This window comes from Methanomassiliicoccaceae archaeon DOK (genome assembly GCA_009911715.1).
Lineage (GTDB): Archaea > Thermoplasmatota > Thermoplasmata > Methanomassiliicoccales > Methanomethylophilaceae > Methanoprimaticola.
Window position 1 is genome coordinate 692,255 of the sequence record CP047880.1, and the last position, 24,683, is coordinate 716,937.

26 protein-coding genes and 1 tRNA gene are annotated in these 24,683 nt (G+C 60.0%); 12 read left to right on the forward strand and 15 right to left on the reverse strand.

The features are described 5' to 3' along the window. Window positions 1–141: 141 nt before the first annotated feature. From JS82_03605 to JS82_03620, 4 genes are all read left to right on the forward strand, one after another. A complete protein-coding gene (locus JS82_03605) occupies window positions 142–1,275 on the forward strand; it encodes an MFS transporter (GenBank protein QHK17242.1) in 1,134 nt (377 codons plus the stop codon). Window positions 1,276–1,359: 84 nt separating this feature from the next. Beyond that, window positions 1,360–2,727, forward strand: a complete 1,368-nt coding sequence (locus tag JS82_03610; protein QHK17243.1) for an MFS transporter — start codon at window positions 1,360–1,362, stop codon at window positions 2,725–2,727. Between the two features lie 58 nt (window positions 2,728–2,785). Then, window positions 2,786–3,814 carry a cation diffusion facilitator family transporter gene (locus JS82_03615; protein ID QHK17244.1) on the forward strand — a complete coding sequence of 343 codons (1,029 nt, stop codon included), beginning with the start codon at window positions 2,786–2,788 and terminating at the stop codon, window positions 3,812–3,814. Window positions 3,815–3,877: 63 nt separating this feature from the next. Then, on the forward strand, window positions 3,878–4,459 hold the full coding sequence (locus JS82_03620) for a hypothetical protein (protein QHK17245.1): 582 nt from the start codon (window positions 3,878–3,880) through the stop codon (window positions 4,457–4,459). Here JS82_03620 and JS82_03625 read toward each other — a convergent pair. The 5 genes from JS82_03625 to JS82_03645 form a co-directional block, all read right to left on the reverse strand. Further along, window positions 4,437–4,787, reverse strand: a complete 351-nt coding sequence (locus JS82_03625; protein QHK17246.1) for a hypothetical protein — start codon at window positions 4,785–4,787, stop codon at window positions 4,437–4,439. The genes JS82_03620 and JS82_03625 overlap by 23 nt on opposite strands. Continuing rightward, entirely contained in the window at window positions 4,768–5,811 is a 1,044-nt protein-coding gene (locus JS82_03630) for a PHP domain-containing protein (GenBank protein QHK17247.1), read from the reverse strand. Before JS82_03630 ends, JS82_03625 begins: the two co-directional genes overlap by 20 nt. Window positions 5,812–5,862: 51 nt before the next feature. Beyond that, the gene (locus tag JS82_03635; GenBank protein QHK17248.1) at window positions 5,863–7,629 is read right to left on the reverse strand and encodes a ribosome biogenesis/translation initiation ATPase RLI; all 1,767 of its coding nucleotides are present in this window, start codon (window positions 7,627–7,629) and stop codon (window positions 5,863–5,865) included. Window positions 7,630–7,691: 62 nt separating this feature from the next. Then, complete coding sequence (locus JS82_03640) at window positions 7,692–8,009, reverse strand: type II toxin-antitoxin system RelE/ParE family toxin (protein QHK17249.1); 318 nt, start codon at window positions 8,007–8,009, stop codon at window positions 7,692–7,694. Then, window positions 8,006–8,269: a type II toxin-antitoxin system prevent-host-death family antitoxin gene (locus JS82_03645; protein QHK17250.1), complete on the reverse strand. Its 264-nt coding sequence runs from the start codon at window positions 8,267–8,269 to the stop codon at window positions 8,006–8,008. The genes JS82_03640 and JS82_03645 overlap by 4 nt, the downstream gene beginning before the upstream one ends. 163 nt (window positions 8,270–8,432) lie before the next feature. Between JS82_03645 and JS82_03650 the strand changes: the two genes are divergently transcribed. The 4 genes from JS82_03650 (at window position 8,433) to JS82_03665 (ending at window position 13,963) form a co-directional block, all read left to right on the forward strand. Then, window positions 8,433–9,806 (forward strand): MATE family efflux transporter, encoded by a 1,374-nt coding sequence (locus JS82_03650; protein QHK17251.1) that lies wholly within the window; start codon window positions 8,433–8,435, stop codon window positions 9,804–9,806. A 61-nt stretch (window positions 9,807–9,867) separates the two neighbouring features. Continuing rightward, window positions 9,868–12,132 carry a methionine--tRNA ligase gene (gene metG / locus JS82_03655; GenBank protein ID QHK18389.1) on the forward strand — a complete coding sequence of 755 codons (2,265 nt, stop codon included), beginning with the start codon at window positions 9,868–9,870 and terminating at the stop codon, window positions 12,130–12,132. Then, window positions 12,129–12,788: a PHP domain-containing protein gene (locus tag JS82_03660; protein QHK17252.1), complete on the forward strand. Its 660-nt coding sequence runs from the start codon at window positions 12,129–12,131 to the stop codon at window positions 12,786–12,788. Before metG ends, JS82_03660 begins: the two co-directional genes overlap by 4 nt. A gap of 128 nt (window positions 12,789–12,916) precedes the next feature. Further along, window positions 12,917–13,963 carry a hypothetical protein gene (locus JS82_03665; GenBank protein ID QHK17253.1) on the forward strand — a complete coding sequence of 349 codons (1,047 nt, stop codon included), beginning with the start codon at window positions 12,917–12,919 and terminating at the stop codon, window positions 13,961–13,963. 403 nt (window positions 13,964–14,366) lie between these two features. On the opposite strand, the gene JS82_03670 is transcribed toward JS82_03665, so the two are convergent. Beyond that, window positions 14,367–14,906 (reverse strand): TATA-box-binding protein, encoded by a 540-nt coding sequence (locus JS82_03670; GenBank protein QHK18390.1) that lies wholly within the window; start codon window positions 14,904–14,906, stop codon window positions 14,367–14,369. A gap of 159 nt (window positions 14,907–15,065) precedes the next feature. Here JS82_03670 and JS82_03675 point away from each other — a divergent pair, with 159 nt between their 5' ends. Further along, complete coding sequence (locus tag JS82_03675; protein QHK17254.1) at window positions 15,066–15,740, forward strand: hypothetical protein; 675 nt, start codon at window positions 15,066–15,068, stop codon at window positions 15,738–15,740. 7 nt (window positions 15,741–15,747) lie between these two features. Here JS82_03675 and JS82_03680 read toward each other — a convergent pair. Further along, window positions 15,748–15,821 (reverse strand) — tRNA-Cys (locus JS82_03680). Window positions 15,822–15,911: 90 nt separating this feature from the next. On the opposite strand from JS82_03680, the gene JS82_03685 reads away from it, so the two are divergent. Continuing rightward, window positions 15,912–16,748, forward strand: a complete 837-nt coding sequence (locus tag JS82_03685; protein ID QHK17255.1) for a hypothetical protein — start codon at window positions 15,912–15,914, stop codon at window positions 16,746–16,748. Here JS82_03685 and JS82_03690 read toward each other — a convergent pair. From JS82_03690 to JS82_03700, 3 genes are read right to left on the reverse strand one after another with little or no spacing between them, the layout of a single operon-like run. Then, the gene (locus tag JS82_03690) at window positions 16,720–17,157 is read right to left on the reverse strand and encodes a tetratricopeptide repeat protein (protein ID QHK18391.1); all 438 of its coding nucleotides are present in this window, start codon (window positions 17,155–17,157) and stop codon (window positions 16,720–16,722) included. The two genes, JS82_03685 and JS82_03690, sit on opposite strands and share 29 nt — an antisense overlap. 5 nt (window positions 17,158–17,162) lie before the next feature. Beyond that, window positions 17,163–17,927, reverse strand: coding sequence for a dihydroorotate dehydrogenase electron transfer subunit (locus JS82_03695; protein ID QHK17256.1), 765 nt, complete (start codon window positions 17,925–17,927; stop codon window positions 17,163–17,165). Then, window positions 17,920–18,825, reverse strand: a complete 906-nt coding sequence (locus JS82_03700) for a dihydroorotate dehydrogenase (GenBank protein ID QHK17257.1) — start codon at window positions 18,823–18,825, stop codon at window positions 17,920–17,922. Before JS82_03700 ends, JS82_03695 begins: the two co-directional genes overlap by 8 nt. Before the next feature lie 82 nt (window positions 18,826–18,907). On the opposite strand from JS82_03700, the gene JS82_03705 reads away from it, so the two are divergent. Both JS82_03705 and JS82_03710 read left to right on the forward strand, forming a co-directional pair. Continuing rightward, a complete protein-coding gene (locus JS82_03705; protein ID QHK17258.1) occupies window positions 18,908–20,113 on the forward strand; it encodes an aminotransferase class V-fold PLP-dependent enzyme in 1,206 nt (401 codons plus the stop codon). Window positions 20,114–20,176: 63 nt separating this feature from the next. Next, window positions 20,177–20,443 (forward strand): hypothetical protein, encoded by a 267-nt coding sequence (locus JS82_03710; protein QHK17259.1) that lies wholly within the window; start codon window positions 20,177–20,179, stop codon window positions 20,441–20,443. A gap of 11 nt (window positions 20,444–20,454) precedes the next feature. Here the strand turns inward: JS82_03710 and JS82_03715 are convergent, their stop codons facing one another. The 5 genes from JS82_03715 to JS82_03735 all read right to left on the reverse strand — a co-directional run bounded on the left by JS82_03715 (window position 20,455) and on the right by JS82_03735 (window position 24,678). Further along, window positions 20,455–20,847: a hypothetical protein gene (locus JS82_03715; GenBank protein ID QHK17260.1), complete on the reverse strand. Its 393-nt coding sequence runs from the start codon at window positions 20,845–20,847 to the stop codon at window positions 20,455–20,457. 26 nt (window positions 20,848–20,873) lie between these two features. Beyond that, window positions 20,874–21,332, reverse strand: a complete 459-nt coding sequence (locus JS82_03720) for a hypothetical protein (GenBank protein QHK17261.1) — start codon at window positions 21,330–21,332, stop codon at window positions 20,874–20,876. Window positions 21,333–21,504: 172 nt separating this feature from the next. Further along, window positions 21,505–22,050 carry an RNA 2',3'-cyclic phosphodiesterase gene (gene thpR, locus JS82_03725; protein ID QHK17262.1) on the reverse strand — a complete coding sequence of 182 codons (546 nt, stop codon included), beginning with the start codon at window positions 22,048–22,050 and terminating at the stop codon, window positions 21,505–21,507. Beyond that, a complete protein-coding gene (locus JS82_03730) occupies window positions 22,047–22,523 on the reverse strand; it encodes a low molecular weight phosphotyrosine protein phosphatase (GenBank protein QHK17263.1) in 477 nt (158 codons plus the stop codon). The genes thpR and JS82_03730 overlap by 4 nt, the downstream gene beginning before the upstream one ends. Window positions 22,524–22,857: 334 nt before the next feature. Beyond that, complete coding sequence (locus JS82_03735) at window positions 22,858–24,678, reverse strand: sel1 repeat family protein (protein ID QHK17264.1); 1,821 nt, start codon at window positions 24,676–24,678, stop codon at window positions 22,858–22,860. Between the last annotated feature and the right edge of the window lie 5 nt (window positions 24,679–24,683).

Below are 24,683 nucleotides of genomic sequence, written 5' to 3' on the forward strand. Positions count from 1 at the left end.
CCCGGCGTCAGCCGGGTCCCGTATTTTAGTTTGAATGCCAAACTATGTATACAACTCCACTTTGAACTACTCATGCAAGAGGTCAAGCAGTTTACACCGACTAAACTGACACTTCTAACCATATTGCTCTGTTCGATGCTCATGCTGATGGGAGGTGCCGCCGTCGCGCCCGCCCTGCCGCTCATCGAACAGGTGTTTCCCGGACAGGACACCCTGGTGTCCATGATCATCACCATACCCTCTCTGGCCGTGGCCGTAGTTGGCTTCGCCATGGGCGCCCTTGCCGACAGGCTGGGGAAGGTCAGGGTCCTGGCCACGTCGCTCGTGGTGTTCACAGCGGCCGGTGCCGTTGGATACCTCATGGAGGGCGGGAGCGACACCCAGCTGTACATCCTGCTCGCATTCAGGTTCGTCGTGGGAATCGGAATCGCCGGAATCTCCAGTGCCGTAACCGCACTCATCGCGGAGTACTACACGGGGATGGACAGGGTAAGGGCTCTGAGCTACCAGTCTGCCGCGATGGGCGTGGGGGTCCTGATCCTGGAGTACACCGGGGGTGTGCTCGCAGAGTTCTCCTGGAGGGAGCCGTTCCTCGTCTACCTCATCGGCGTCCCGATCCTGCTCATGGTGCTCCTCACGATGAGGGAGCCGCAGAGAGAGGACCACGGGTCCATGGGGAGGATCACCCCGGAGAGGAAGGCCAACAAGAGGCTCCTGACGATCTGCTACATCACCATATTCGTGGCCATGACGATGGCCTTCCTGCTCCCGACGAAGATGCCGACATACCTGCAGACGGAGCTGGCGGTGTCCACATCGGTCACGGGGCTCTTCCTGGGGGTCCATGGCGTCACCAACGCATGCTTCAGCCTGATGTACCGCAGGTTCGTCCAGAGGATCAGCCCGTTCTCCATCATCGCCGTGGGGTTCCTGCTCCTGGCGATCGCCCTGCTGACCCTGGAGGTGTCCGAGTCGGTGGCATCCGCGGTCGTCATGATGATCGTCGCGGGAGCCGGCCTCGGAATGGTGTGTCCCGCCGTGTCCAACACGCTTGCGGGGGAGACCACCGCCTCCACATCGGGTAAGATCATGGGAGGGTACAGCACCTGCCTGAACCTCGGACAGTTCTCCATATCCCTGATCAGCGTACCGCTGTTCGCGGCTGTGGGCAGCTCCTATCCGGACCTGTTCGGTGTAATGGCGGTCGTGGCCGTCGTCGCCTGCATCATGTTCGCCTTCATGTCCAGGAGGTGGCCTGACAAGGCCACGGCATGAGCATGCGGGCCTGAAACAGTTTTATCCAACCTGGTATTCGAAGATGGAAGTCCGAACGGAGGTGAGGGAACGGCGTACACGATAATGGATAGGAAACTGGTCCTGCTGGCGTGCTGTCTGGCGGGGTTCATCACGCCGCTGCTCAGCACCATGATGAACCTCTCTCTGGTGAACATAGGGGAGGAGTTCGGAGCGGGCTCGCACATGCTGGCCTATGTCAACACCGCCTTCCTCCTGTCCTCCGTCGTGTTCATGGTCCCGATGGCCAAGTTCGGGGACATCCATGGGAAGAAGAGGACTTTCATCCTCGGCGTGGTGATAATCGCTGTAGCCTGTCTGATGGCTCCCTTCTCGCCGTCGTTCTGGTTCCTCATCGGCTGCAGGGTCATCATGGGGCTCGGTTCCGCCTGCATCGTGACCACCAGCATATCGATGATAACCGACGTGTACCCGCACGAGCACAGGGGAGGCGCCATAGGGCTCCAGACGATGTGCGTCTACATCGGACTGGCCGCCGGTCCCGCGCTGGGGGGTGTGCTGAACGACCTCCTGGGATGGCACAGCCTGTTCCTGCTTATCGTCCCGATCGCGGTCGCGTCAATCGTCTGCATGACCAGGTTCAAGGCGGAGATCTCGCCCAACAGAGGGGGCAGGTTCGACGGCAAGGGCGCCGTCGTGTACGGCATAGCCATCGTCCTGAGCATGGGCGGAATGATCAACCTGCCCGAGACGTGGGCGTACGTCATGCTGGTCGTCGGCGTCGTCTTCCTGGCGGTGTTCGTCGCGGTGGAGCTGAGGACCCCGTACCATCTGCTGAACGTCAGGCTGTTCAAGGGCAGGGTGTTCACAGGCTCCTGCCTGGCGACGTTCATGAACTACGCCGCGTCCTACTCCATATCGTACTTCCTGGCGCTCTACCTGCAGAGCATCGGCGGCCTCACCGCCACGCAGGCGGGGATGCTCATGCTGATCCAGCCCGCCATCCAGGCGGTGGGGACCCCGTACTTCGGACGCATGTCCGACAGGCTCCGCGACAAGCGCATACTGCCGACGGCGGGGCTGGCAATATCGGCCGTCGGTATTGCCACAATCCTGTTCTACGGCATCGGCACCCCGCTGTGGCTGATAGTCGTCACGCTCGTGGTGGTCGGGTTCGGGTTCTCCCTGTTCTCGGCCCCCAACACGTCCATCATCATGGGCTCTGTGGAGCCCCACGAGACGGGGGAGGCCTCCGCGATGGTGGCCGTGATGAGGCAGACCGGGATGATGGTCAGCATGGGCATAGCGATGCTGTTCATCTCCGTCATAATGGGGTCAGCCGACAACCTGTCGCCGGACACCTACGACAGCTTCATCACCGTCATGAGGTACTCCTTCGGCGTCTGCGTCATGATGTGCGCGGTCGGCGCCGCGGTGTCCATGTTCAGGGGGAAGGGTTCAGTCGCGGCTTAAGATTATTAAGAGTATCTAATTGACAACTGTTTTAAATAAGGAACTTTTCCGGAAGACCATGGCAAGCGCGGCTGACGAGAACTTCGAGTTCCAGAAGATCATCGTTGTCCTAGGGTTCACCCTTCTGATCATCAAGTACATAGCGTACTTCCTGACGGGATCCGTAGCCATCTTCACCGACGCCACGGAGTCCATCGTAAACGTTGTCGCCGCATGCATAGGGATCTACGCCCTGTACCTCTCAGCGCAGCCCGCCGACAGGACACACCCCTTCGGCCACGGCAAGATCGAGATCATCTCCTCGGCGATCGAGGGGACGATGATCATGGTCGCGGGCGGTATCATCATCCTCGAGTCCGTCAACTCGTTCTTCAACCCCGGGGAGATATCCGACCTGGACATCGGTCTCGTGCTGGTGGCGCTGGCCGCAGCAGCAAACTACGCCGTGGGAAGGGTCGCCATCCGCAAGGGTAGGAAGAACCGCTCCCCGGCGCTGGAGGCCAGCGGGAAGCACCTCTGCTCGGACACATACTCCTCGATCGGTATCCTGATCGGTCTGTTCGTCGTGTACATAGCCGAGGGGATGGGATACGACGCACGCTGGCTTGACTCGTCGATCGCCGTGGTCTTCGGTTTCATCATCCTCTACACGGGGTTCGGCGTCATCAAGAGGTCTGCGGATGAGACCATGGACCGCGCCGACGATGATCTCATCGCCGAGGTGTCCTCCATGATCAACGAGTACAGGCACGACGACTGGATCGACGTGTACAACCTCCGTCTGATCAAGTACGGGCCGAAGATCTACGTCGACATGAAGGTCGTCTTCCCCAGGAACATGACAGTCGCACAGGAGTACGTGGAGAAGCAGGAGATCGACGAGGCTGTGATGGCCAAGTACGGGGATTCGGTGGAGACATCCATCAACTGCGTCCCGTGCAGCGAGTTCCACTGCCGTCACTGCGCCAGGAACTGTATCGATAGGGCGGAGCCTTTCGAGACTCCGTTGGAGTGGACGCCCGCGAGGCTGTGCTGCGACAGGCCGCATTCCCCCACCAACAGGGTCATCATCCACGAGGGACGTTAACGGCCATCTCGGCGACCCTCTTCCGGCAGTCGGTTTATGTATCGGTTTCCGGATTTCTAGTCCATGGCACAGGCGGAGATTCCGAAAGAGATTGTTGACGCTGGACTCTCGGACTGGTACGAGACCCTTAACGATCCGAACAAGGTGAGGATGCGCAGGTACATCCAGGGCATAGACACCTCGTCCCCCCAGGCGTTCCTGGTCCAGCTCATGCAGAGGGCGACGGAGGATCACAACTACGGCCTGTCCATAGTCGCTGGCGAGTACGCCGCCAACCACGAGATGGACGACTACAGCAGGTTCATCATCACCGAGGGCTACATCGACGGTCTGTTCGGGGCGGAGAGGTACGACGAGGCCAAGGAGGCCTGCGCCAGGAACCTCGACCTGTTCCCTCTGATAAAGGTTCGCTTCCTCCAGGAGAACGGGGGAGAGCTTCCCAAGCACATCGCCTGCCGCAACAGGCTCATCGACATCGTGGTCGGTGTGGAGTCCGGTTACGACCTGGCGGACGAGATCCTAACCCAGTACGTCAAGATGGGTCTCATCGACGAGGAGGAGAAGGAGTACAGGCTCCAGAGCATCAAGATTCACAGGATGCAGAAGACCTTCGACAACCTCTTCATCTACCGTCCGAAGCAGTGACGGACTTCCACGGGATCAGTGGGATCACGTCGATTGCGGGCTCCTCGTAGGGATGCGCCCTGCGGACAGCCTCGACGGCTCCCGCCAGATCCCTCCCTTTCACGGCGAACTCCAGACGGAACTCCTCGGCCACCGTTATCTTGCCTACTTCTCCGTCGTAGGGGGACGAGCCTTCGAGTGGCCTCCAGCAACCCTTCGCGGGCCACCAGCTGAAGACATGATCGTAACCGGGGTACAGGGGCTCGACGACTCCGTCCAGCGAATCCATGACGGTCTCGAGATGACTCCTGGGGACGGTCACTCCGATTTTATAGGCGTCCCATTCCATGCATCGGTCTCCTGTGGGACTGCAGCGCCTCGAGGGCCTCGGTCATCTCGAGGAGGTCATCATCCCCTGCGCCAGGGCCTCCGCGGCCGTCGACCGCCCTGATGATCATGTCCACCGCGGAGAGGCGGTCGGGAATCCCGGGAGTCATGTCGCTCGCGCTCTTCTTCAGATAGGAAGTGCTCAGAACCGTGGCGATGAACGACATCGGCGGCATGACGTACATGAGGCCAGCCATGATCCCGGTGGCCTTCTTCAGGTCAGTGATGCTGTTGATCTTCTCGATGAGGTGGTCGTGTGGGACATTCTTGAGCTTCCCCAGCAGCGATTTGTACATGAGCTTCTGGGCCCCCAGGACCACGTCCACGCTCCACTGCACCTGTCCGAAGACCGGTGCCGGCTTCCCCACGGCGACGGTGGACTTGTTCAGCACCGCCCTCCTGAAGTCATCGGCGGAGTTGCCGGAGAACTCGGTCCAGTTGTACCCGGATGTGTACACGGAGTGCGCGTCGCTCCCGGACATCTCCGACCATCTGCCGGGATATCTGTCCATGACGAGCCTGGCGAACATGTTCGAGTACGTGTCCGGATGGCCTCCGTTGATGGTCTCGAAGCCGTCTATGTCCAGGTCCAGGATGCGCTCCTGCAGACCCGGGGCGTGCATGCTGAACGGATGCGGGGCGATGGCCAGGCCGCCCTGGGAGCGGATTATGTCGATGGTCTCCTCCACGGGCAGCATGTCCGGAATCTTCTCGGTCAGGAAGAGGCCGATCACCTCGCCGTCGGCGGTGGTGACCTCCTCCCCGACGATCACCTCTATGTCGTTGAAGTTGGCCTTGGCGTACTTCTGGGCGATGAATGCGCCAGCGATCTCGTCATGGTCGGTGATGGCCATGACATCCATGCCGAGCTGCCTCATCCTGTCCACCTGCCTCTCCGGCATCGTCGTGGACTCGGGGAACTTCAGCACCCCTAGTTTGTTGAAGCCGGAGTATTCGGTGTGCAGATGGGTGTCGGCTTTTCCCATGGGACGACTCACCGTGTCAGGCCGTATTTTAGATTATCCTAACAGGCTTCGTCAGGCGTAGTAGTATTCGCCCTTGGACTTCTGCTCGCGGTCGAGCCTGGAGTCAGGCTTGTTGATCCTGGGTCTGTGGGTGTCCGCGTCCCTGCGGAAGGTGATGTCCACGGCGGAGAGGAACTTGTTCATCCCGTCCCTCATGTCGAACGGGCCGTCGCCTATTCCGTGGTGTCCCGGCTCGCCTCCGAACACCATCATGGAGTCGGAGACCATGTCCAGGAAGTAGATGTCGTGGTCGACCACCATCGCGCTGCGTCCGGTCTTCTCCATCATGCGCCTGATCGTCTTGGCAGCGTTCATCCTCTGGTTGGAGTCCAGGTACGCCGACGGCTCGTCGAAGAGGTATATGTCGGCCTCGGCGGCGAGGCACATCGTGATGGCGACCCTCTGCAGCTCTCCGCCGGACAGCTTGGAGACCTGCTTGTCCATGAGGTACTTGATGCCCAGTGGCTCGACGACCTCGCCGTTGAAGAACCCAGAGTTGACGGTGTCGTAGTACTTGGAGTAGAGGAGGTCCTGGACGGTCCCGTCGAAGTCGCCGGTGATGTACTGCGGCTTGTAGGAAACCTTGACCTTGTTGTCCATCTCGCCCGAGTCGGGTTCGATGATCCCGGCGAGGATCTTCACGAAGGTGGTCTTACCGGTGGCGTTGGGTCCGACGATTCCCACGGACTCGCCAATCCTCACGGCACCTCCCGTGATGTCGAGCTTGAACTCGCCGAAGTCCTTGTTGAGCTGCTTGAAGGAGATGAGGTTGGCCGTCTGCCAGTCCCCTCTGGGAGGCGAGGCCTCGAACTCGATGGGCCTGTCCCTGAACCTTATGTTCTCCTCGGGGAGGTATCCGTCGAGGTAGACGTTGATGGCGGTCCTCACCTGCCTGGCAAGGGTGAATACTCCGTACGCGCCCTCGGAACCGTAGACGACGTTGACGTTGTCCGCGAGGAAGTCCAGGATGGCGAGGTCGTGCTCGATGACCATGACCTGCTTGTCGACAGCCAGGTCCTTGATGAGACGGGCCATCTTGACCCTCTGGTAGATGTCCAGATAGGAGGTAGGCTCGTCGAAGAAGTACACGTCGGCCTCCTTCATCATGGTGGATGCCATGGCGACCCTCTGCAGCTCTCCGCCGGACAGCTTGGAGATGTCCCTGTCTATGACCTCCGTGAGGTCGAAAAGCTCAGCGGCCTCGTCCACGGTCATGCGGTCCTGGACCTTGGACAGGAGGTCCCTGACGACGCCCTTGGCGGCCAGGGGGATCTTGTCGACGTACTGCGGCTTGACGGCGACCTTCACCTTTCCGGCGTAGACCCTCTCCAGGTAGTCGTGGAGCTCGGTCCCGGCGAAGTGCTGGAGGACCTCCTCCTTGGTGGGAGGGTTGTCGTAGCGTCCCAGGTTGGGGATCTCGGTTCCGGACAGCATCCTGATGGCGGTCGTCTTTCCGATTCCGTTGGGTCCGAGGATACCTGTGACGAGGCCCTTCTTGGGGACGGGGAGCCTGTAGAGCCTGAACGAGTTCTCGCCGTACTGGTGGATCATGTCCTCCTTCAGCTCGTCGGCCAGGCCGATGATCTTCACGGCCTCGAACTGGCACTTGTTGACGCAGATGCCGCATCCCTGGCAGAGGGTCTCCGAGATGATGGGCTTGCCCCTCTCGCCGAATGTGACGCACTCCACCCCGGTCCTGTTCAGGGGGCAGAACTTGGCGCACTCCTGGTTGCATTTCTTGTTCTGGCATCTGTCTATCAGCACTGCCGCTATCCGCATGGTCGCGTCCATCTTTTTTCATAATAAATATCTGACGACGGGCGCGGTGCTGATTTGTGTGATCAGGGGAGTCCCTCCCAAAGTCCGGGATCGGAGAGGTCCATTCTGGAGTAAAGTACTCTGATCACCTTGACGGAGCTGCCGTCGATGGTGAATGCCAAGAAGTAGTTCATGACAGGTAGGAATCTTATTTCGTTTCCACCGACCCTCAGCGATGGTCTGATACGCTCTGGCATCATGGCCAAACTGGTGGCGGCGTTTTCGAAGGCATCCATGTGTCTGAGTGCGGCATCGGGATTCTTGAGAGTCTTTGAGATGTAAGATGCGATGTTATAGACGTCAGTCTTCGCCTGGAGACCGACATCCACGGTGTATCTCATGAGAACAGCTCTTTTCTGATATCGGCGAATGCTTCTTCTGCACTTTGGTATTCTCCGCGTTCGAACGATCTGAGCCCTTCCTCGATTTTACTGAGGATTAGCTTCCGTTCCATGTCTTCAAATGTGCGGACACTCATGACCACAGTATCATCCCTTCCATTGCGTGTGATGTAGACTGCGTTTCCCGTGGAGTTGCAGTAATCCGAAATCTCAGGGTACTTGTTCCTCAGATCCGAGCTGGGCCTGATGATTGTGTCCATGATAATGCAATACAGTTTATTGATATAATCATATCATATCAGTCGACACGGATTACATGGGGGTCTATGTTCATCCCTTCTGCTAATGGGATTGAAAAAGCTTCTCCATTTCAGCATGACTGGCCGACGCCACCATTTATATCCAGCCAGCCATGACGCCGTGATGGCCGACGAGACCGAGGGGACGAGGACGCTTCTGGGGAACCAGAGGAAGGGTGTGATTGCCCTGGCGATACCGATAGGCGTCGCATTGTTCTTCCAGCAGCTGAACAACATCGTCGACAGCCTGTGGGTCGCTGGTCTCGGCGGCTCCGCCATGGGCGCTCTGGGTATCGTATACCCGATCTACACGATCCTCATCGGAATAGGTAACGGTCTAGGCATAGGTGTCGGTGCCGCAATAGCCAGGAACATCGGCCAGAAGAACCACGCCGATGCCAACCGGTCGGCGGCCCAGGGCGTGGTGATCACAGCCGTCGTCAGCCTTGTGTTGACGCCTGTGCTTCTGCTGACCGCGGAGCAGACGATGGTGCTGATGGGCGCAGGCGACACCCTGGGGGACTGTCTGGAATACGCCTACCCCATCTACCTGTCCTCGTTCTTCGTGATCCTCAGCGGGGTCATGTCCGGGATGCTCCGCGGCGAGGGGGCGGCCAAGCGCTCAATGGCAATCCAGGTTGTGGGCGCCCTGGTGAACATAGTCCTGGACCCTGTCCTGATTTACGGACTGGACATGGGTGTGGCCGGTGCCGCATGGGCCACCGTGATCGCGTTCGTCGTCTCCTGCGCCATGGCGTCGTTCTGGTACCTCCGCAGCAGGGAGATGTACATCACAATCCGCAGGTCGGACTACCGTCCGGACGCCAGGGTATGCAGGGGGATCCTCTCGGTGGGGGGCCCCGAGGCCCTGGAGCTGTCGATCATGTACCTGTTCAACATCTTCCTGAACTACATGGTGATCGAGTGCGGCGGGACCGACATGGTGGGGCTGTACTCCACAGGGTGGAGGGTCGCTAACTTCATCCTCATCATAGCGCAGTCCATGGGAGGGGCGATGGTGGCGGTGTGCGCGGCAGAGTACGGCATGAGGAGGTTCGACATGATCTGGGACGCATTCAGGTTCTCTGTGGGGAGGTCGGTGGTGTGGACCATCGTACTTTCCGTCGTTCTGGCACTCGGATCGGGGCTGCTCGCGTCAGTGTTCACCGTCTCGGATGACCTGGCGTACCTCCACGACGAGACCGCCCGGATGTTCCTGTTCTTCGCCCTGTTCCTGCCTGTGATGTCCCTGGTGTACACCGGGTCATCCCTGATGCAGTCCATCGACAAGGCCTCCGGGGCCATGGTCAACTCCCTGGCGAGGAACGTGATCATGAGTCTTGCGTTCCTCGCGGCGACTGTCACCTTCGGAACGCTCACCTCGCTGTGGTGGGCGATGGCGCTGTCGGAGATACTGGGCGGGGTAATGATGGGCGCCCATGCATGGCTGGTTCTGAGGAGGACGGAGGCCCGCGAGGGCGGTGCCCCATCCCCGTGACCCGTGCATCGTCAGAACGCCATCTATAAATTATGCATGCGCGTACGCGCGCATGGTCACAATGTCGAAAGTCTGCATAAACATCGCCTGGCCGTACTCGAACGGCCCCATCCATCTCGGACATGTGGCGGGTTCACTTCTTCCGCCGGACATATTCAGCAGGTACAACCGCCTAATAGGCAACGAGGTCCTCATGGTCGGAGGCTCCGACCAGCACGGCACGCCCATCACCGTCTCCGCTGAGAAGTGCGGCATGACCCCCGAGGACTACGCCAACAAGTACCACGAGATCAACAAGAAGGCGATAGAGGACCTCGGCATAGAGTACAGTCTGTACAACAAGACCCACTGCCCCACCCACTTCGAGGTCGTGCAGAAGGTGTTCCTGGACCTCCAGAAGAAGGGCTACATCTACACGAAGGAGTCCGACCAGTACTACTGTCCCAAATGCGCCCGCTTCCTCCCGGACAGGTACGTGGAGGGAGTCTGCCCCAAGTGCGGGGCGGAGAAGACTCGCAGCGACCAGTGCGACCAGTGCGGAACCACTTTCGAGCCCGGGGACCTGATCGACCCGTACTGCACCCTCTGCGGCAGCAGGCCGGAGATAAGGCCGACCGAGCACTTCTTCCTGAGGCTCAGCGCATTCAGGGACCAGCTCATCGACTTCGTGTCCTCCAAGGACTACTGGAGGGCGAACGTCAAGGCGTTCACCAAGAACTGGCTCGAGGAGGGCCTGAACGACAGGGCCATCACCAGGGACATGTCCTGGGGCGTGCCCATACCGGTCGACGGGTGGGATGACAAGGTCATCTACGTGTGGTTCGAGGCCGTCATCGGGTACCTCAGCGCGTCCGTGGAGTACTCCAGGATGATCGGGAAGCCGGACTACTGGAAGGAGTTCTGGAAGGACCCCGAGGTCAAGCACTACTACTTCATCGGGAAGGACAACATCCCGTTCCACTCGATCATCTGGCCGGCCATCCTCATGGGCCTGGGCGACATGGACCTGCCCTACGACATACCCGCCAACGAGTACCTCATGATCAGCGGGGGCAAGCTCTCCAAGAGCCGCGGGGGAGCGATCGACGTCCCCACGGTCCTGCAGACCTACGACGCGGACCTGGTCAGGTACTATCTGTCCGTTAACATGCCGGACACCCATGACTCGGAGTTCTCCTGGGAGGACTTCGAGACCAAGGTCAACAACGAGCTGGTGGCGGCTCTGGGCAACTACTACCACAGGTGCCTCAGCTTCACCAGGAAGAACTTCGGAACGGTCCCCGCGGCGAACGACGACGCCGAGGTCACAGTTGAGATCGAGAGGTCCCTGGCCGAGTACAGGGAGTGCCTCTCCCACTGCGACTTCAAGAAGGGGATCAAGGTCGTCATGGACCTGGCCCGCTTCGGGAACAGGTACTTCGACGCCCAGAAGCCGTGGGCCCTCGTCAAGGAGGACAAGGAGGCCTGTGGCGGTGTGATGAACAACACACTCAGGATCGCAAAGGCCCTGGCCGTCATGGCCTGGCCGTTCATGCCCAGGTCCTCCGAGAGAATCTGGGGATTCCTCGGATACGAGGGAAGCCTGGAGAAGGCGGGACTGGACGAGGTCCTCGCGCCCCTCCCGGTCGGACAGGAGCTCAGGGAGCCCGTCCCGGTATACAAGAAGGTCGAGATCAAGATGGAAGAAGAGAAGCAGGAGACAGTTAAGGAGCAGAAGACCGAGAAGAAGCAGGAGAAGAAGCAGGAGCCCGCCGCTCCCGCCGGACCCTTCGCAGCGTTCAGGAAGATGGACATCAGGGTCGGTACCGTCATCTCCGTCGAGGACCACCCCGACGCGGAGAAGCTGTACATCCTGAAGATCGACCTCGGGGAGGAGGAGCCCAGGCAGATCGTCACGAACCTCAAGACGGTCTATTCCAGGGACCAGATGCTGAACAGGAGGCTCCTGGTCATCTCCAACCTCAAGCCGGCCAAGTTCCGCGGCGTCAAGTCCGACGGAATGCTGATGGCGCTCGACGACGAGGATCTCGGGGGAACCGCGATCAAGCTCCTGAAGCCCTCGGCCGATGTGCCCAACGGGACCAGGATCGACTGCGCTCTGGAGTGCTCCTCCTCGAGGATCGAGGTCAAGCACTGCGAGGCCGTGGACATCCGCGTCGGGAAGCTGACCGACGGCCACATCCTCGGAGGGAACGTGCCGGAGGACTGCCCCGACATCTGCGCCCTCGTCTACGACGGCGACCTCAGGGTCCCCATGGGAGACGGAAAGGGCTGCTACATCACCGTCGACGATGACGACTTCATCGACGGTGCGAGGGTCAGATGAAAGCAGACCTGCATGTCCATACGTGCTACTCCAACGACGGCAAGACCACGCTGGAGGAGCTGCTCGATTACGCCGAGCGTCACGGGATAGGGTGCGTGGCCGTCACGGACCACAACGAGTTCGAGGCCTATCCCAGGCTGAAGGACAACGGCAGGATCATAATCATCCCGGCGGAGGAGGTCTCCTCCGCCGAGGGCCACATCGTCGCCCTGGGGATCGACAGGCTGATCCCCAGGGACCTCTCCATCCAGGAGACCATCGACAAGATCCACGAGGCGGGGGGATACGCCTTCGCCGCCCATCCGTACAGATGGTGGTCGGGGCTCGGGGAGAAAAACACCCTGAAGTACCCCTTCGACGGGGTCGAGGCCAGGAACGGACGTTCGACACCCCGCGGTAACAGGAGGTCGGAGAAGCTGGCGAAGCGCATCGGCAAGCCGATGACCGCCGGGAGCGACGCCCACAGTCCCCACCGCATCGGAGAGGGATACCTGGAGCTCCCGGACGATCTGGCCACCTGGCAGGAGGTCCTGGACTACATCATGCACAATCCCGCGCCCATCGTCTGCAGCAACAGCCGTCATCTCCAGGCCACGCTCAGATACGGTATCAAATCCATAGGGGAGTGGCTGCTCCGCGGATGCAAGAGGATGTGACCAATACTCGATCTGGAAACCTTTTACTATAATTTTATTCGAGTGGTCTACATATTTTGTGGAACAATTCTATGTAGATTATGAGAAATAATAAAATATGATGAAATAAAACTATAAGATTGGTTATAATGCACATCTTCGACTATCGGTTCCTCAAGGATTTCACAGTGTCCATGGGGGTTCTCAATCGCGTATCAAAGTTGGAGGGATTCAACCAAAAAAGCAAGGTTCTTGGGATGGAGAGACAGTCAATCCTCGAGAGCATAGAGCGTATCGCGATTGTCCTTTCCACTCGTGACTCCAATGCAATCGAGGGGATAGGTACGACGGCTGAGCGTATGGTGCCCTTGATAGTCGGAGGTACAAAGCCGATAGGGCATTCCGAATCGGAGATTCTCGGTTATGGCGATTGTCTCAGACGCATTCATCATAATCATGCAGACCTCATACTGTCTACAGAAACGATTCTCAAACTATACGGCATATTGATGTCGTACACGGACGTGGATCCAGTCTTCAAGACTAGGGATAACGTCACTATCGACAGATCGCCACAGGGGGAGATTTTGAAAGTTCATAGGGCCGTCCCTTATCAGTATGTGGAGAAGGCCATGGATGACATGATTACATCATACTGGGAAGCCAGGAACGACACAGATATCAACAATCTTCTGTTGATTCCATGTTTCATCGTTGATTTCCTTCGTATTCATCCATTCATCGATGGGAACGGACGTATGTCAAGGCTTCTTACGACTCTGCTTCTCTATCAGGAGGGCTATGACATCTGCAGATATGTGTCATTGGAATCCAAGATCAGGTCCAATCTAAAGGGGTACTATGATGCTCTGGAGAGTTCCGAGGAGGGTTGGTTTGACAATACATCATCCTACGAGCCGTTCATCGATTACTTCCTGGGAGTACTTTTCCTCTCCTATCGCGAGTATGACCGGAGATTGGCTCATGCGTTCCAGAATAAGGGCAAATCCGGTGCCGTGAGAGATCTGGTACTCAATATGAACATGCCTGTATCTAAGAGGGACCTCATTTCCATGCTTCCGGGTATCTCTGAAGCGACGATTTCATCCGAGCTCAAACGTTTGCTCGATGCAGGAGAGATTGTCAAGATAGGTTCCACGCGTTCGGCACGTTATATCTCCGCCGATCGCAGATGATCTGTTTCTGAGAAGGGAATCCAGAGAGCCCGAAGGCGAGCATCCTTTCCATTGACAGGAGATTCCCGATGTCCACGGTGAGATCCCTGGTCTAGTGTCTAACTAAGAGGAGGACTCGGTCGTGATGACCTCCACATGCGATTATCATGCCAGATGTCTATGGTCGAGTAGGGGTCCGGTTCATCCATCCTATAGAATTCGTTGAACCGCAGGACGACCTCGATGTTGTCCTCAGGTCTCCGGACCCGATGTTCTCTGAACGTGGGAATCAAACCCATGGGGGTGACACGATGTCAGTACGCGTCGAAAAGAATCCAGATGCATTAAAGGTGCAAGAACTGTGACGAGGGGAACGGGGAAGTAAAAGGGTTGGATAATGGCGTCCCTTCGAGGGACGCCGTTTTCAGACCATCAGGCTCGCGGACCTGAGCTCGGCGGCGATCTTGTCGACCGCGCGGGTCACATCCTCGGGAACCTTGGCGCCGGTGCAGACCATCTTGCCGGATCCGAACAGGAGGACCACGACCTTGGGGTCGTCCAGTCTGTAGACCAGTCCGGGGAACTGCTCGGGCTCGTACTCAACCTTCTCGAGTCCCAGTGTGATGGCCACTGTGTTGAGGTTGATCTCCTGCTCCAGGTCGGAGGAGGCGACGATGTTCTGAACCTCTATCTTGGGCTCGATCGTGATGTGGACGTCGGCCTTCTCAAGGTCCTTGGCGACCTTGCTGATGGCGACCTTGACGTCCTCGCGGCACTTGGCACCCGTGCAGACGACCTTTCCGCTCCTGAAGATCAGAGTGGCGGTCTTGGGCTCCTTGAGTCTGTAGACGAGACCGGGGAACTGCTGGGGGTTGTATTCGGCACCCTCCAGAGCGTCTTCAATCTTGTTCAGGTCCAGTTCCTGACCAAGGTATGTCGAAGCTACCACGTTCTCAATGTTCATTTTGGCCATCTTTTCACCAATCGGGCCTATTTATAAACCATTTATAAATGTTTCCATAAAGAACAAATCATATGCCGATTTTTTCCGACTAAGGGAATTGGACAATTATACAAAAATCAATCGATAATTTATAAATTTGTACTAAGCAAATTTAGTACCATGGACAGGCGGGAAGTCGAGAGGATCAAGACCGTTCCGACCCCTGTCGACCTCGTCGAGATGACCGCCTCCGTGCTCATCATGGCGTTCGGGGTGATCATCACCGTGCGGTCCCTTCAGGGCGTCTCGCCGGTGTCGTCCCTCATATACGTCATGAGCGAGGCCTCCGGTCTGACCCTTGGAACGATGACGTTCATCGTCTATCTCGTGTTCGTTCTGGTGCAGTGCGCCGTGTACAGGGACAGGGGGATGACGGTCAGGGTCTTCTCGCAGCTTCCGTACACCGTCCTCTACAGCGTGTGCATGGATTTGTTCGATTACGTGCTCGCTTCCCTGGGTGCGGAGACACTGGCCGGGCAGTGGGGACTGGTCCTGGCGGGATGTCTGCTCACCAGCCTCGCCATAGCGATGGAGGCGGATGCCAACGTATCGATGCTCCCCGACGACGGTCTGATGCTGGCCGTTCACAGGGCCACGGGGATCCCCCTGGGAAGGAGTATCATCGTCGTCAATGTGGTCTCCGTTATCCTGGCCTTCGTGCTCTCTCTTGCCCTGCTCCGCGGCCTCCACGGCGTGGGACTCGGGACGGTGTTCTTGATGGTCGCGCAGGGATACGTCGTGAAGGCGCTAACGCCGGTGTTCAAGAAGATACGGCGCAACGGACACTTGGATTGAAAAGGAATGGAGTCGAGGGAGGGGATCGAACCCCCGTCTGCGGATCTGCAGTCCGCCCCATAGCCACTGTGGTACCTCGACGCACGGCTCCCGATTGTTTGAACCTATATATTCTTTATCGTGGTCGGCCCAGGTGCCAGACTTTGAAATATGGCATCCCGATTAGGGTCCATGCACTGCAAGGACGTCTCCATGCGCGATGTCGGCATCCCTCTGGACGAGGACTCCATAGCCTCGCTCATGGAGGACTGGACGGCTTACGTCCGCACGGACGACCTCATCCTCAGGAACGGCGACGGATACGCCGCACTTCATCTGGAGAAGGAGCCGGGAACAGGCCTGTTCAGAAAGGTGACGGGGTACGAGATCCTCTCGCTGCCCGATGAAACCGTCTATGTGGAGGTCCCCGACATGGACGTCCTGAACGTCCCCGCGCTGGCGGAGCTGCAGGCGCGCCATCTGGGCAAGGCGGTGGTGGTGCGCGGGATGTTCTCCCACATCAACTACATCAAGGACATGGAGCCGCTCAGGCTAATGGTCGTTGACAACGTCCCGCCTTCCCCGGCGAAGCTCGGGGTTCTCGTCGAGAGGGCACTGGCGTCGGGATTCGTCGACCTGCCGGTGGTCCCGGAGGTACGCATAATAGACATGGCGGACAAGGTGGCAGACGTGCGCACGGAGGAGGTCATGTTCCCATGCAGGGTGTCTCATCTGGAGGCGCCCATGCCGTACTCGTTCCTGGACGACGCCCCGTCCGAGGTCGGCGACGTCACCCTGATAGGCTGCCATCTGTCCCAGAGGATATTCAGGTCGCTGTACGGTCGTGACGTCCCATTTATAAACGTCTGTCCCGCCGACTACGTGGAGCCGGGGGTGAAGACAATCGTGAAATGCTGCAAGGTGAAGCAGGGTCACGAGCTGGACGGCGACGTGGTCAGGGTCCCGTGGGGCGCCACGGTGCCCGAGGTCGTGGACGCGATCAACGCCCTTTTCTCTGCTGCTGACTGACCGCCAGCTCCCTTCCGTGGTTCAGGGCCCTGTAGCCCTCGTCGGCCCTACCGGCCTTGCAGAGGAGCTCCCCCAGCTTGTACCACGAATCGGCGTCCCGTGGATTGGACTCCAGGTGGAGCTGGAGGTGCGCTATGGCCTCATCCAGCTTCCCCTTGGCGGCCAGGTTCGCGCTGTGGCTGCGGCCGTTCGTCTCCTCGTCCCTGACGCGGATCATCTCCTTGCGGGCCTTGTTGAGCAGGACGTCCATGGAATTGTCCGTTATCCAGGGGTACCTGTCCTGGATCATCCTCCTGAAAGGCTCCGCGCGCTCGGGGTCGATCTCGAGCTCCGCACCTCTGAAGATGCTGCGGGGCACGTCCACCGTGAGGCTCCCGTGGACGACTGTGATGTGGTCGGCCTGGGCCAGGGGGATCACCTGAATTTGACGGTGCGCCCGCAGGCGTCCCTGTTGGACTTGCCGAACTCGGTGAGCTTCGCGAGCTTCTCCATGTCGAAAACAGGTCCGTCCCTGCACACGCGGGAGTCGTCCATCACGCAGCACCCGCAGACGCCGGCGCCGCACTTCATGTACCTCTCAAGGGACAGCTGGCAGTCGATCCCCAGCTCCTTGCAGGCCTGGTACGTGAACCAGAGCATGACCTCGGGGCCGCAGGCGATGACGCAGTCGTAGTGCCTCTCAGCCACCTTCCCCCTCATGAGCTGGACTGCGTTCCCGTGGAACCCGCGGCTGCCGTCGTCGGTGGCGATCCACAGGTTCCTGGCGTGCTCCGCCGCGACGCCGTCGAGGATGACATCGTTGTGGGTCCTGGCGGCGATGATCGTGTCTGCTCCGGATGCGGTGACCGCGGGCATGATCGAAGCGGTCCCCACGCCTCCGCCGATGATCAGGAGCTCGCCCCTAGAGAGGTCGTAGCCGTTCCCGTAGGGTCCTCTGATCCTCAGGCGGTCGCCGGCCTTGAACTCGTGCAGCCTCCTGGTCGCCTCCCCGATCGCCTTGACGGTGATGCTCTTCTCCATCCCGTCGATCCCGGAGATAGACATGGGGATCTCGTCGGTCCCGGGTATCCAGACCATGATGAACTGGCCGGGCCTGGCGTCGGCGTCCCAGTCGAACCTGAACGTCTTGGTGTCGTAGCACTCCTGCACGACCTCTTTTATGGTGACGACGTCAGTCATGTGCCACCCCCGTCATGTCGGCGATGGATGAGTAGCCGTACTCCTCCATGAAGGCGGAGAGCCCCTCGTTGATCCTCGCGAAGACGTCCGTCCCGACGGTGCCGATTGCGCTACCGACCTGGAACGCGCACGCTCCGGCCATGATGTACTCTGCGGCGTCGCGCCAGTTCTCGATGCCCCCGACCCCGATGATGGGGATGTCGAGGACGGTCCTGAGGTCGTAGACGGCCCTGACTCCGACGGGTTTGACGGCGGCTCCGGACAGGCCCCCGAACTTGTTGCTCAGCAGGGGCTTGCCGATCTCAGGGCAGATGACCATGGCCTTGAGCGTGTTGATCGCCACGACCGCGTCGCCTCCCGCGTCCTGCACGGCCATCCCGATGTCGCCGAGGATGTGCGTGTTGGGGGTCAGCTTGGCCCAGACGGGGATGGAGACCGCTGATTTGACGGCCGAGACGATGGCCTTCACCATGGCGGGGTCCGTGCCGACCTCCATACCGTATCCCTTCGCGTGGGGGCACGAGAGGTTGAGCTCCACCGCGCATGCGCCGTAGTCCTCCATCCTCCCGGCGAGCCTGGAGAAGTCGTCGGGTCCTGCGCCGTATATCGATCCCACGATCCTGCCCTTGGGGACGGCGACCTCCATCTCCTCTCTGAAGAGCTCGATACCGGGGTTCGGCAGTCCCATGGCGTTGACGTAGCCGCCCGTGACCTCGGTGAAGCAAGGGTTGGCATGTCCCGCGTTGGGTTCCAGGCCGACGGACTTCGTGACAACGGCGCCCGCGCCGCTCTCAATCATGCGGACCATCGAGGGCCCGGTCTCGTCCATGATCCCGGAGGCCACGATCCCAGGCTTCTCCAGTGAAATGCTGCCAATATCGGTCTTAAGCGACACCATGTGCCTTGGGATGCAGACGCTCTTTAAAATCATGCGCATGGGCGCGCGCATATCATTAATAGGGGAAGCAGATAGACGGGGCATGGACGTAGACGCAATCCGCAAAGACTTCCCCACCATCCGCGCCGGTCAGGGGATATACCTCGACAGCGCATGCCAGTCCCTCAGGCCGGACAGCGTCATACGGGCCATAACGGACTACTACGAGAACTATCCCGCCTGCGGCGGCCGCAGCGTTCACTCCATGGCGACGAAGGTCTCCATGGCGATGGACGAGACCCGCGAGGCCCTGGCCGGGTTCTTCGGCACGGACGACCCTGACTGCTACGTCTTCACCAAGAACTGCACCGAGGGTCTGAACACCGCGGCCTACGGTCTCGGACTGAAGAGGGGGGACGTGGTGGTCACTACCGACTCCGAGCACAACTCCAATCACGTGCCCTGGCTGTACCTCCAGGAGAACATCGGCATAGAGAGGAGGTTCGCCAGGTCCGACAAGGACGGCAGGTTCGACATGGAGTCATTCTACAACTGCATGAGTCACGGCGTGAAGGTCGTCTCCGTGCAGCACGCCAGCAATGTCACAGGGTGCTCCGTCCCTGTAAAGGCCGTCACAGAGATAGCCCACGACTTCGGGGCCAAGGTGATCATCGACGGCGCCCAGGCCGCTCCGCACATGCCGGTGAACCTGAGCGACATCGATGCGGACATCTACTGCATGTCCATCCACAAGATGCTCGGCCCCTCGGGGATGGGGGTCATGTACGGGAAGAGGGAGATCCTGGAGGAGATGAGGCCGCTGTCACTCGGAGGCGGCACCGTCGGTCTCGCGACCTACAATTCGGTCAACCTCGCACCGATCCCGGACAAGTTCGAGGCCGGGCTCCACGACTACGCGGGGATCGTCGGCACGAAGGCCGCGCTGGAGTACCTGTCCGGGGTTGGGATGGAGAACATCCAGCTCTGGGACCTTAAGCTCATGAGGAGGATCCTGTCCAACCTGGAGGAAGTCAGGAACGTCCATCCCGTCGGACCGACCGAGGCCGCGTACAGAGGCGGGGTTTTCTCGTTCAACATCGACGGTCTCGGAGCCCACGACATAGCGATGATGCTGGACAGCATGGCGGGGGTCATGATCCGCTCCGGCATGCACTGCGCCCATCCGTTCTACGTCTCGAGGGGCATCGACGGCAGCGCCCGCGCCTCGACCTACCTGTACAACACCGTAGAGGAGATCGACGTGTTCACCGACACCGTCAGGCACATCGCCGAGACGTTCGGCGACTGATCCCTTCACCAGGACGATCTCCCCTGAACCCCAGCTCAGAGTGAACTCCCCGGGGTACGCGGTGTGGGCGGTGTACACTCTCCCGCCGTGTTCCAGTTTCACCAGGTTGTCCTCCACACACAGCAGGTGGTCACCGGACGGGAGGAGGTCGCGGGGATCCAGCACGCACTCATCCGCGACGGATCCATTGAACCCGTCCAGGGCGGCAGCTATCCTGTCGGCGGTTTCCTGGTCCAGGTCGGAATCGATCCTGTCGCCGGCCCCATCCACGGCGGCCATCGCCACTGCGAGTACCGCGACCCCGCATGCCATCAGGACGACGCGGGATAGCGTGAACTCGATCACGTCACGACCTCCACGCCGTAGTTCCCGTCGGCATCGACCGTCGCGTTGAGCCGGACCGTCGTGTGTCCGGATATGACGATGCCGTCGCCGAGGGTCTGCGCAGCTCCGAGGCTGACGGTTCCGACCTGCTCCCCATCGACTAGCAGCCTCAGCACGTATCCCTTTCCGTCGGATCCTCCGACGGAGATGGACCGCCCCGAAGGCAGGTCAATCTCATGGGTGACGGTGCAGTCCTGGAAGTACGCCCGCTGTATGGCGTCCCTCAGGGATTCGGCCTCCTGCAGGATCCCGTACGAGGACATCTCGTCCTCGGCATCCTCGACAGCATCCAGAACCAAGGGGACCATGAGGCCAAGTACAAGGATGCAGACCGCCAGCTTCACGGGCATGCCGATGATCCCGCGGCGATCGGATATCAACCGAGCACCACCGTTATCTCCAGATCCTTCTCCCCGTAGTCCGTCTTGCTTATGGACAGATGCATGTCGAAGTGGCTGACGTTCCCGGGCGGGTTGACCGTCAGGTTGCCGAACGACGCCGTTCCGTCCGTTCCGGTGACGACCACGGGACTCTTCGTTCCGCCCGCCCCGTCGTCCATGGTTATGTAGCTGTTCTCGATGATGACGACAGCCCCCTCCAGGTAGTTGCCGTCCTGGTCCCTGACCTCCACAGAGAAGCCGGTTATCTGGCCGTTGTTGCAGTACACGATGTCCTCCACGCCGACATCGCCGATCGAATGCGGTGTCTCGATGTTTCCCATCCAGCCCACGATGATGGCCGTTCCCATGGTCGCCACGAGGATCACGATCATCAGCTGCAGGGGGAGGCCCTCTATGCCTCCGGCCCTGTCCGTTCTCAAGTGACGTATGTTCATGTCTCTCGGACGGTTCTCGCGGACTGAGGATAAAAAGGAGGCACCGTGCGGTCACGTTGATTCACGGGACAAGGCCCGTAGGCATCAAGGATGCGGGTTTTGAAGAGAAACCAGCGGATGAGAGTGCCGGAGTAGATTCCCGGACCGGTCACCCCACGTCGATGCCGTCCCCTCAGTTCAGGGGGATCCTTCTCAGGACGGTGTGCTTGGCGCCGCTGGGTCCGAGGACGCTCCTCATGACGAGGATCTCGTCGCATTGGAACTCTGTGAAATCGGATCCGGAGAACCTCTCGAAGAATCCGGACAGGTCCGCTGGCCCCCTGCATCTGCCCACGGTGATGTGCGACTTGAACGGTTTCCCGTCGAAATCGATCCCAGCTCTGCGGAGGTTGTCGCCGATGCGGTCGGCTATGGCGGCCATCTCCTTCTGCGGTGAGGCGCCGATCCATACCACCGACGGTCTCTCGCGCTTCGGGAACGCACCTGCCCCGGACACCCTGATGTTGAAAGGACCGATGCCGCTGACGGCCCTCCTCACGCAGTCCTCCACGGTGTCGACCTTCGATTCATCGATGTCGCCGATGAATCTGAGGGTGATGTGGATCTGCTCGGCCGGGGACGTCCTCACGCCTTTGATTCCCCCGAGGTAGGAGAGCGGGCCGTCCAGGGACGTCTTGTCGGGGATCCCTATCGATATGAAGACCCTGATGTCGGTCATCCCATCAGCTCCGGGTGCTCTTCCCTGATGTGGTCGAGCAGGGCCCTGCAACCCCTGGAGACGTCGCGGTACGTCCTGCCGAAGTCTCCTGTGTAGTAAGGGTCGGCGACCTCGCCGCCGTCCGCATGGTCCATGAGCATCGATATCTCGCATGTCGGTTCCGCGGGCGCGGTCCATCTGATGTACTCCATGTTGCGGTTGTCCATGCCCACTATGTAGTCGTAGTCTGTGAAGTCCGAACGCTTCAGCCTTCTGCCGCGCTTCCCCTCGCACGAGATGCCGTGCATGCGCAGCTCCGCCGCGGCCCTGCTGTCCACAGGGTCGCCTATGTGGTCGCCGCTGGTGGCGGCGGATGCGACGTAGAAGCGGTCCGCCAGACCCTCCTCGTCAAGTAGTTTCCTGAACACGAACTCCGCCATCGGGCTGCGGCATATGTTGCCGTAGCATACGAAGAGAACTCCTATCTTTCCCATCAAGGGGGTGCAGTCCCTCGATGCATAACTACCTTCCCGATGGATTTTCCATAAATATGATGAACTGGATTCGGAACCATGGAAGAGAAGATCTCGACCCAGGACAAGATTGTCAACGCCATGCCCATGATCGCGCTGGCCATCCTGGCTGTCGCCACCATCGTAGCATACTTCGTCATCTGAAGTGCTGAAACGGATTACATTCTCCGATCCGGCCGTCCGGCATTGGTCGGCCGGGTCTCGTCCCATATTGTTCGGAATGCATACGGCCCGCTTCGCGGACCGTTTCAAGAAATGATTCGGGGCCCGGTTGCCCGGACCCCTGTTTGGAGTTTCACTCGGAGGTCTGCTGGTTCCTTCTCTGCTGGGCCAGCATCCTCTTGGCTGCCGCGTTGCCCTTGGAGACGGCCTTGTTGAGCCACATGTGGGCCTTCTCGGCGTCAGCCTCGACTCCCACACCGTCCATGTAGCAGCGTCCGACGATGAACATCGCGTCGTCGTCGCCGTTCTCCGCTGCGCGGAGATAGCTCTCGAACGGGGACTCCTCGGGCTTGAACTGGACCTTCTCGCCGGTGAGCCTCTCCACAATCTGCCTGGAGAGGACGTGTCCGAGCTCGGCGGCGCGCTTGTACCACACGATCGCCTGCTTCTCGTTCTTCTCCACGCCGATGCCGTTCTCGAGGCAGTATCCGGCGTAGTACTGGCAGATCGCGTTGTCGTTCTTCGCTCCCTTGACGAACCACTCGTAGGCCTGCTTCTCGTCCTTGGCGACGCCGTCGCCCTCGAAGTAGGCGTATGCGACGTGGTACTGGGACTTTCCGAAGCCGTTCTCGGCCAGTTTGAGGTGCATGTCGAAGGCCTTCGCGGAGTCCTTCTTTGTGCCCCTTCCCTTGGCGTACGCCTCGGCGACGGAGAACTGGGCCTTCATGTAGTTGTCCTCGGCGGACCTGCTCAGCCAGACGAACGCCTGGGAGTCGCTCTTGGCGACGCCGCGTCCGAGCGCGTAGGCGGTACCGACGTTGAAGCAGGCCACGGAGTTGCCGTTGGCAGCGGACATCAGGTAGTACCTCAGGGCGGTCTTGCCGTCCTTCTTGACGCCGGATCCGTTGGCGTAGTTGTCGCCGGTGACCAGCTGGGCGTATCCGTCGCCCAGGTCCGCCGCCCTCTTGAACCATGCCGCGGAGGCCTTGGTGTTCTTGGGCACCTGCCTTCCCTTGGCGTAGAGCTGGCCGAGCATGATCATGGCGTTGGTCTGGCCCATGTAGGACGCGCTCTCCAGGAGCTTCAGTCCCCTGTCCCTGTTCTTGTCGACGCCAACGCCGCCGAGGTAGCACCTGGCGATGCCGTAGATGCCGTCCCTGCTGGCCCTTCCGACCGCGGCGCAGTACCAGGCGTAGGAGGCGTTGTTGTCCTTCTCCACGCCGATGCCGTCCATGTAGCACCTGCCGAGGTTGTACATCCCCTCGGGGGCTCCCAGGTCGGCGATCTCCTGGTAGATCGAGAACGCCTTGTCGTAGCTCCTCTCCACGCCGATTCCGTACTCGTAGCACTCGGCGAGGCTCACGCAGGCGGGGGAGTAGCCGATGTCGGCCAGGGCCTGGAGCATCTCGACGCCCTTGGGGCGGTCGCGGCCGGTGCCGGTGCCGTTCAGCACGCAGAGGGCCTCGCGGTGCTGGGCCTCGATGTGTCCCGCGGCGGCGGCCTGTTTGTACAGGTCGTAGGCCCCTGCGGGGTTGAAGTCGGTGCCAACGGCGAGCTCTGTCAGCCTGGCGAGAACGTACGTGGCGTCCGGGTCCTCGGGGGAGGACCTCGCCTTGAAATATTCGTATACATCGCCGTCATCCGGCGTATCGTGCGTTTCGTAGTAGTCGGACAGGGCCGCGTATGCGTCGTATCCGCCTTTGATCGCGGAGCGGAAGAGCCACATGTGTGCCTCTGAGGGATCCTCCGCCGCAGCGACTCCGTTGGCGTAGCAGTGGCCCACCACGAACTCCGCCGTGGGGTGACCCATCCTGGCGGCGCGGAGGTACCATTCGAACGCGGCGGATTCGTCCGCATCGGTCCCTTCTCCGATCGCAAACCTCTGCCCAAGCTCGAAGCAGGACTGCACGTCCCCTGCATCGGCCTTGGAAATCAACTGCTCTAAGGTTTCCATTAGCC

Bases quoted from the DNA above. Each gene is read 5' to 3' on its own strand.
- JS82_03605 (QHK17242.1), top strand. From the start codon at position 142: ATGCTGATGGGAGGTGCCGCCGTCGCGCCCGCCCTGCCGCTCATCGAA.
- JS82_03610 (QHK17243.1), top strand. From the start codon at position 1,360: ATGGATAGGAAACTGGTCCTGCTGGCGTGCTGTCTGGCGGGGTTCATC.
- JS82_03615 (QHK17244.1), top strand. From the start codon at position 2,786: ATGGCAAGCGCGGCTGACGAGAACTTCGAGTTCCAGAAGATCATCGTT.
- JS82_03620 (QHK17245.1), top strand. From the start codon at position 3,878: ATGGCACAGGCGGAGATTCCGAAAGAGATTGTTGACGCTGGACTCTCG.
- JS82_03625 (QHK17246.1), bottom strand. From the start codon at position 4,787: ATGGAATGGGACGCCTATAAAATCGGAGTGACCGTCCCCAGGAGTCAT.
- JS82_03630 (QHK17247.1), bottom strand. From the start codon at position 5,811: ATGGGAAAAGCCGACACCCATCTGCACACCGAATACTCCGGCTTCAAC.
- JS82_03635 (QHK17248.1), bottom strand. From the start codon at position 7,629: ATGCGGATAGCGGCAGTGCTGATAGACAGATGCCAGAACAAGAAATGC.
- JS82_03640 (QHK17249.1), bottom strand. From the start codon at position 8,009: ATGAGATACACCGTGGATGTCGGTCTCCAGGCGAAGACTGACGTCTAT.
- JS82_03645 (QHK17250.1), bottom strand. From the start codon at position 8,269: ATGGACACAATCATCAGGCCCAGCTCGGATCTGAGGAACAAGTACCCT.
- JS82_03650 (QHK17251.1), top strand. From the start codon at position 8,433: ATGGCCGACGAGACCGAGGGGACGAGGACGCTTCTGGGGAACCAGAGG.
- metG (QHK18389.1), top strand. From the start codon at position 9,868: ATGTCGAAAGTCTGCATAAACATCGCCTGGCCGTACTCGAACGGCCCC.
- JS82_03660 (QHK17252.1), top strand. From the start codon at position 12,129: ATGAAAGCAGACCTGCATGTCCATACGTGCTACTCCAACGACGGCAAG.
- JS82_03665 (QHK17253.1), top strand. From the start codon at position 12,917: ATGCACATCTTCGACTATCGGTTCCTCAAGGATTTCACAGTGTCCATG.
- JS82_03670 (QHK18390.1), bottom strand. From the start codon at position 14,906: ATGAACATTGAGAACGTGGTAGCTTCGACATACCTTGGTCAGGAACTG.
- JS82_03675 (QHK17254.1), top strand. From the start codon at position 15,066: ATGGACAGGCGGGAAGTCGAGAGGATCAAGACCGTTCCGACCCCTGTC.
- JS82_03685 (QHK17255.1), top strand. From the start codon at position 15,912: ATGCACTGCAAGGACGTCTCCATGCGCGATGTCGGCATCCCTCTGGAC.
- JS82_03695 (QHK17256.1), bottom strand. From the start codon at position 17,927: ATGACTGACGTCGTCACCATAAAAGAGGTCGTGCAGGAGTGCTACGAC.
- JS82_03700 (QHK17257.1), bottom strand. From the start codon at position 18,825: ATGGTGTCGCTTAAGACCGATATTGGCAGCATTTCACTGGAGAAGCCT.
- JS82_03705 (QHK17258.1), top strand. From the start codon at position 18,908: ATGGACGTAGACGCAATCCGCAAAGACTTCCCCACCATCCGCGCCGGT.
- JS82_03715 (QHK17260.1), bottom strand. From the start codon at position 20,847: ATGCCCGTGAAGCTGGCGGTCTGCATCCTTGTACTTGGCCTCATGGTC.
- JS82_03720 (QHK17261.1), bottom strand. From the start codon at position 21,332: ATGAACATACGTCACTTGAGAACGGACAGGGCCGGAGGCATAGAGGGC.
- thpR (QHK17262.1), bottom strand. From the start codon at position 22,050: ATGACCGACATCAGGGTCTTCATATCGATAGGGATCCCCGACAAGACG.
- JS82_03730 (QHK17263.1), bottom strand. From the start codon at position 22,523: ATGGGAAAGATAGGAGTTCTCTTCGTATGCTACGGCAACATATGCCGC.
- JS82_03735 (QHK17264.1), bottom strand. From the start codon at position 24,678: ATGGAAACCTTAGAGCAGTTGATTTCCAAGGCCGATGCAGGGGACGTG.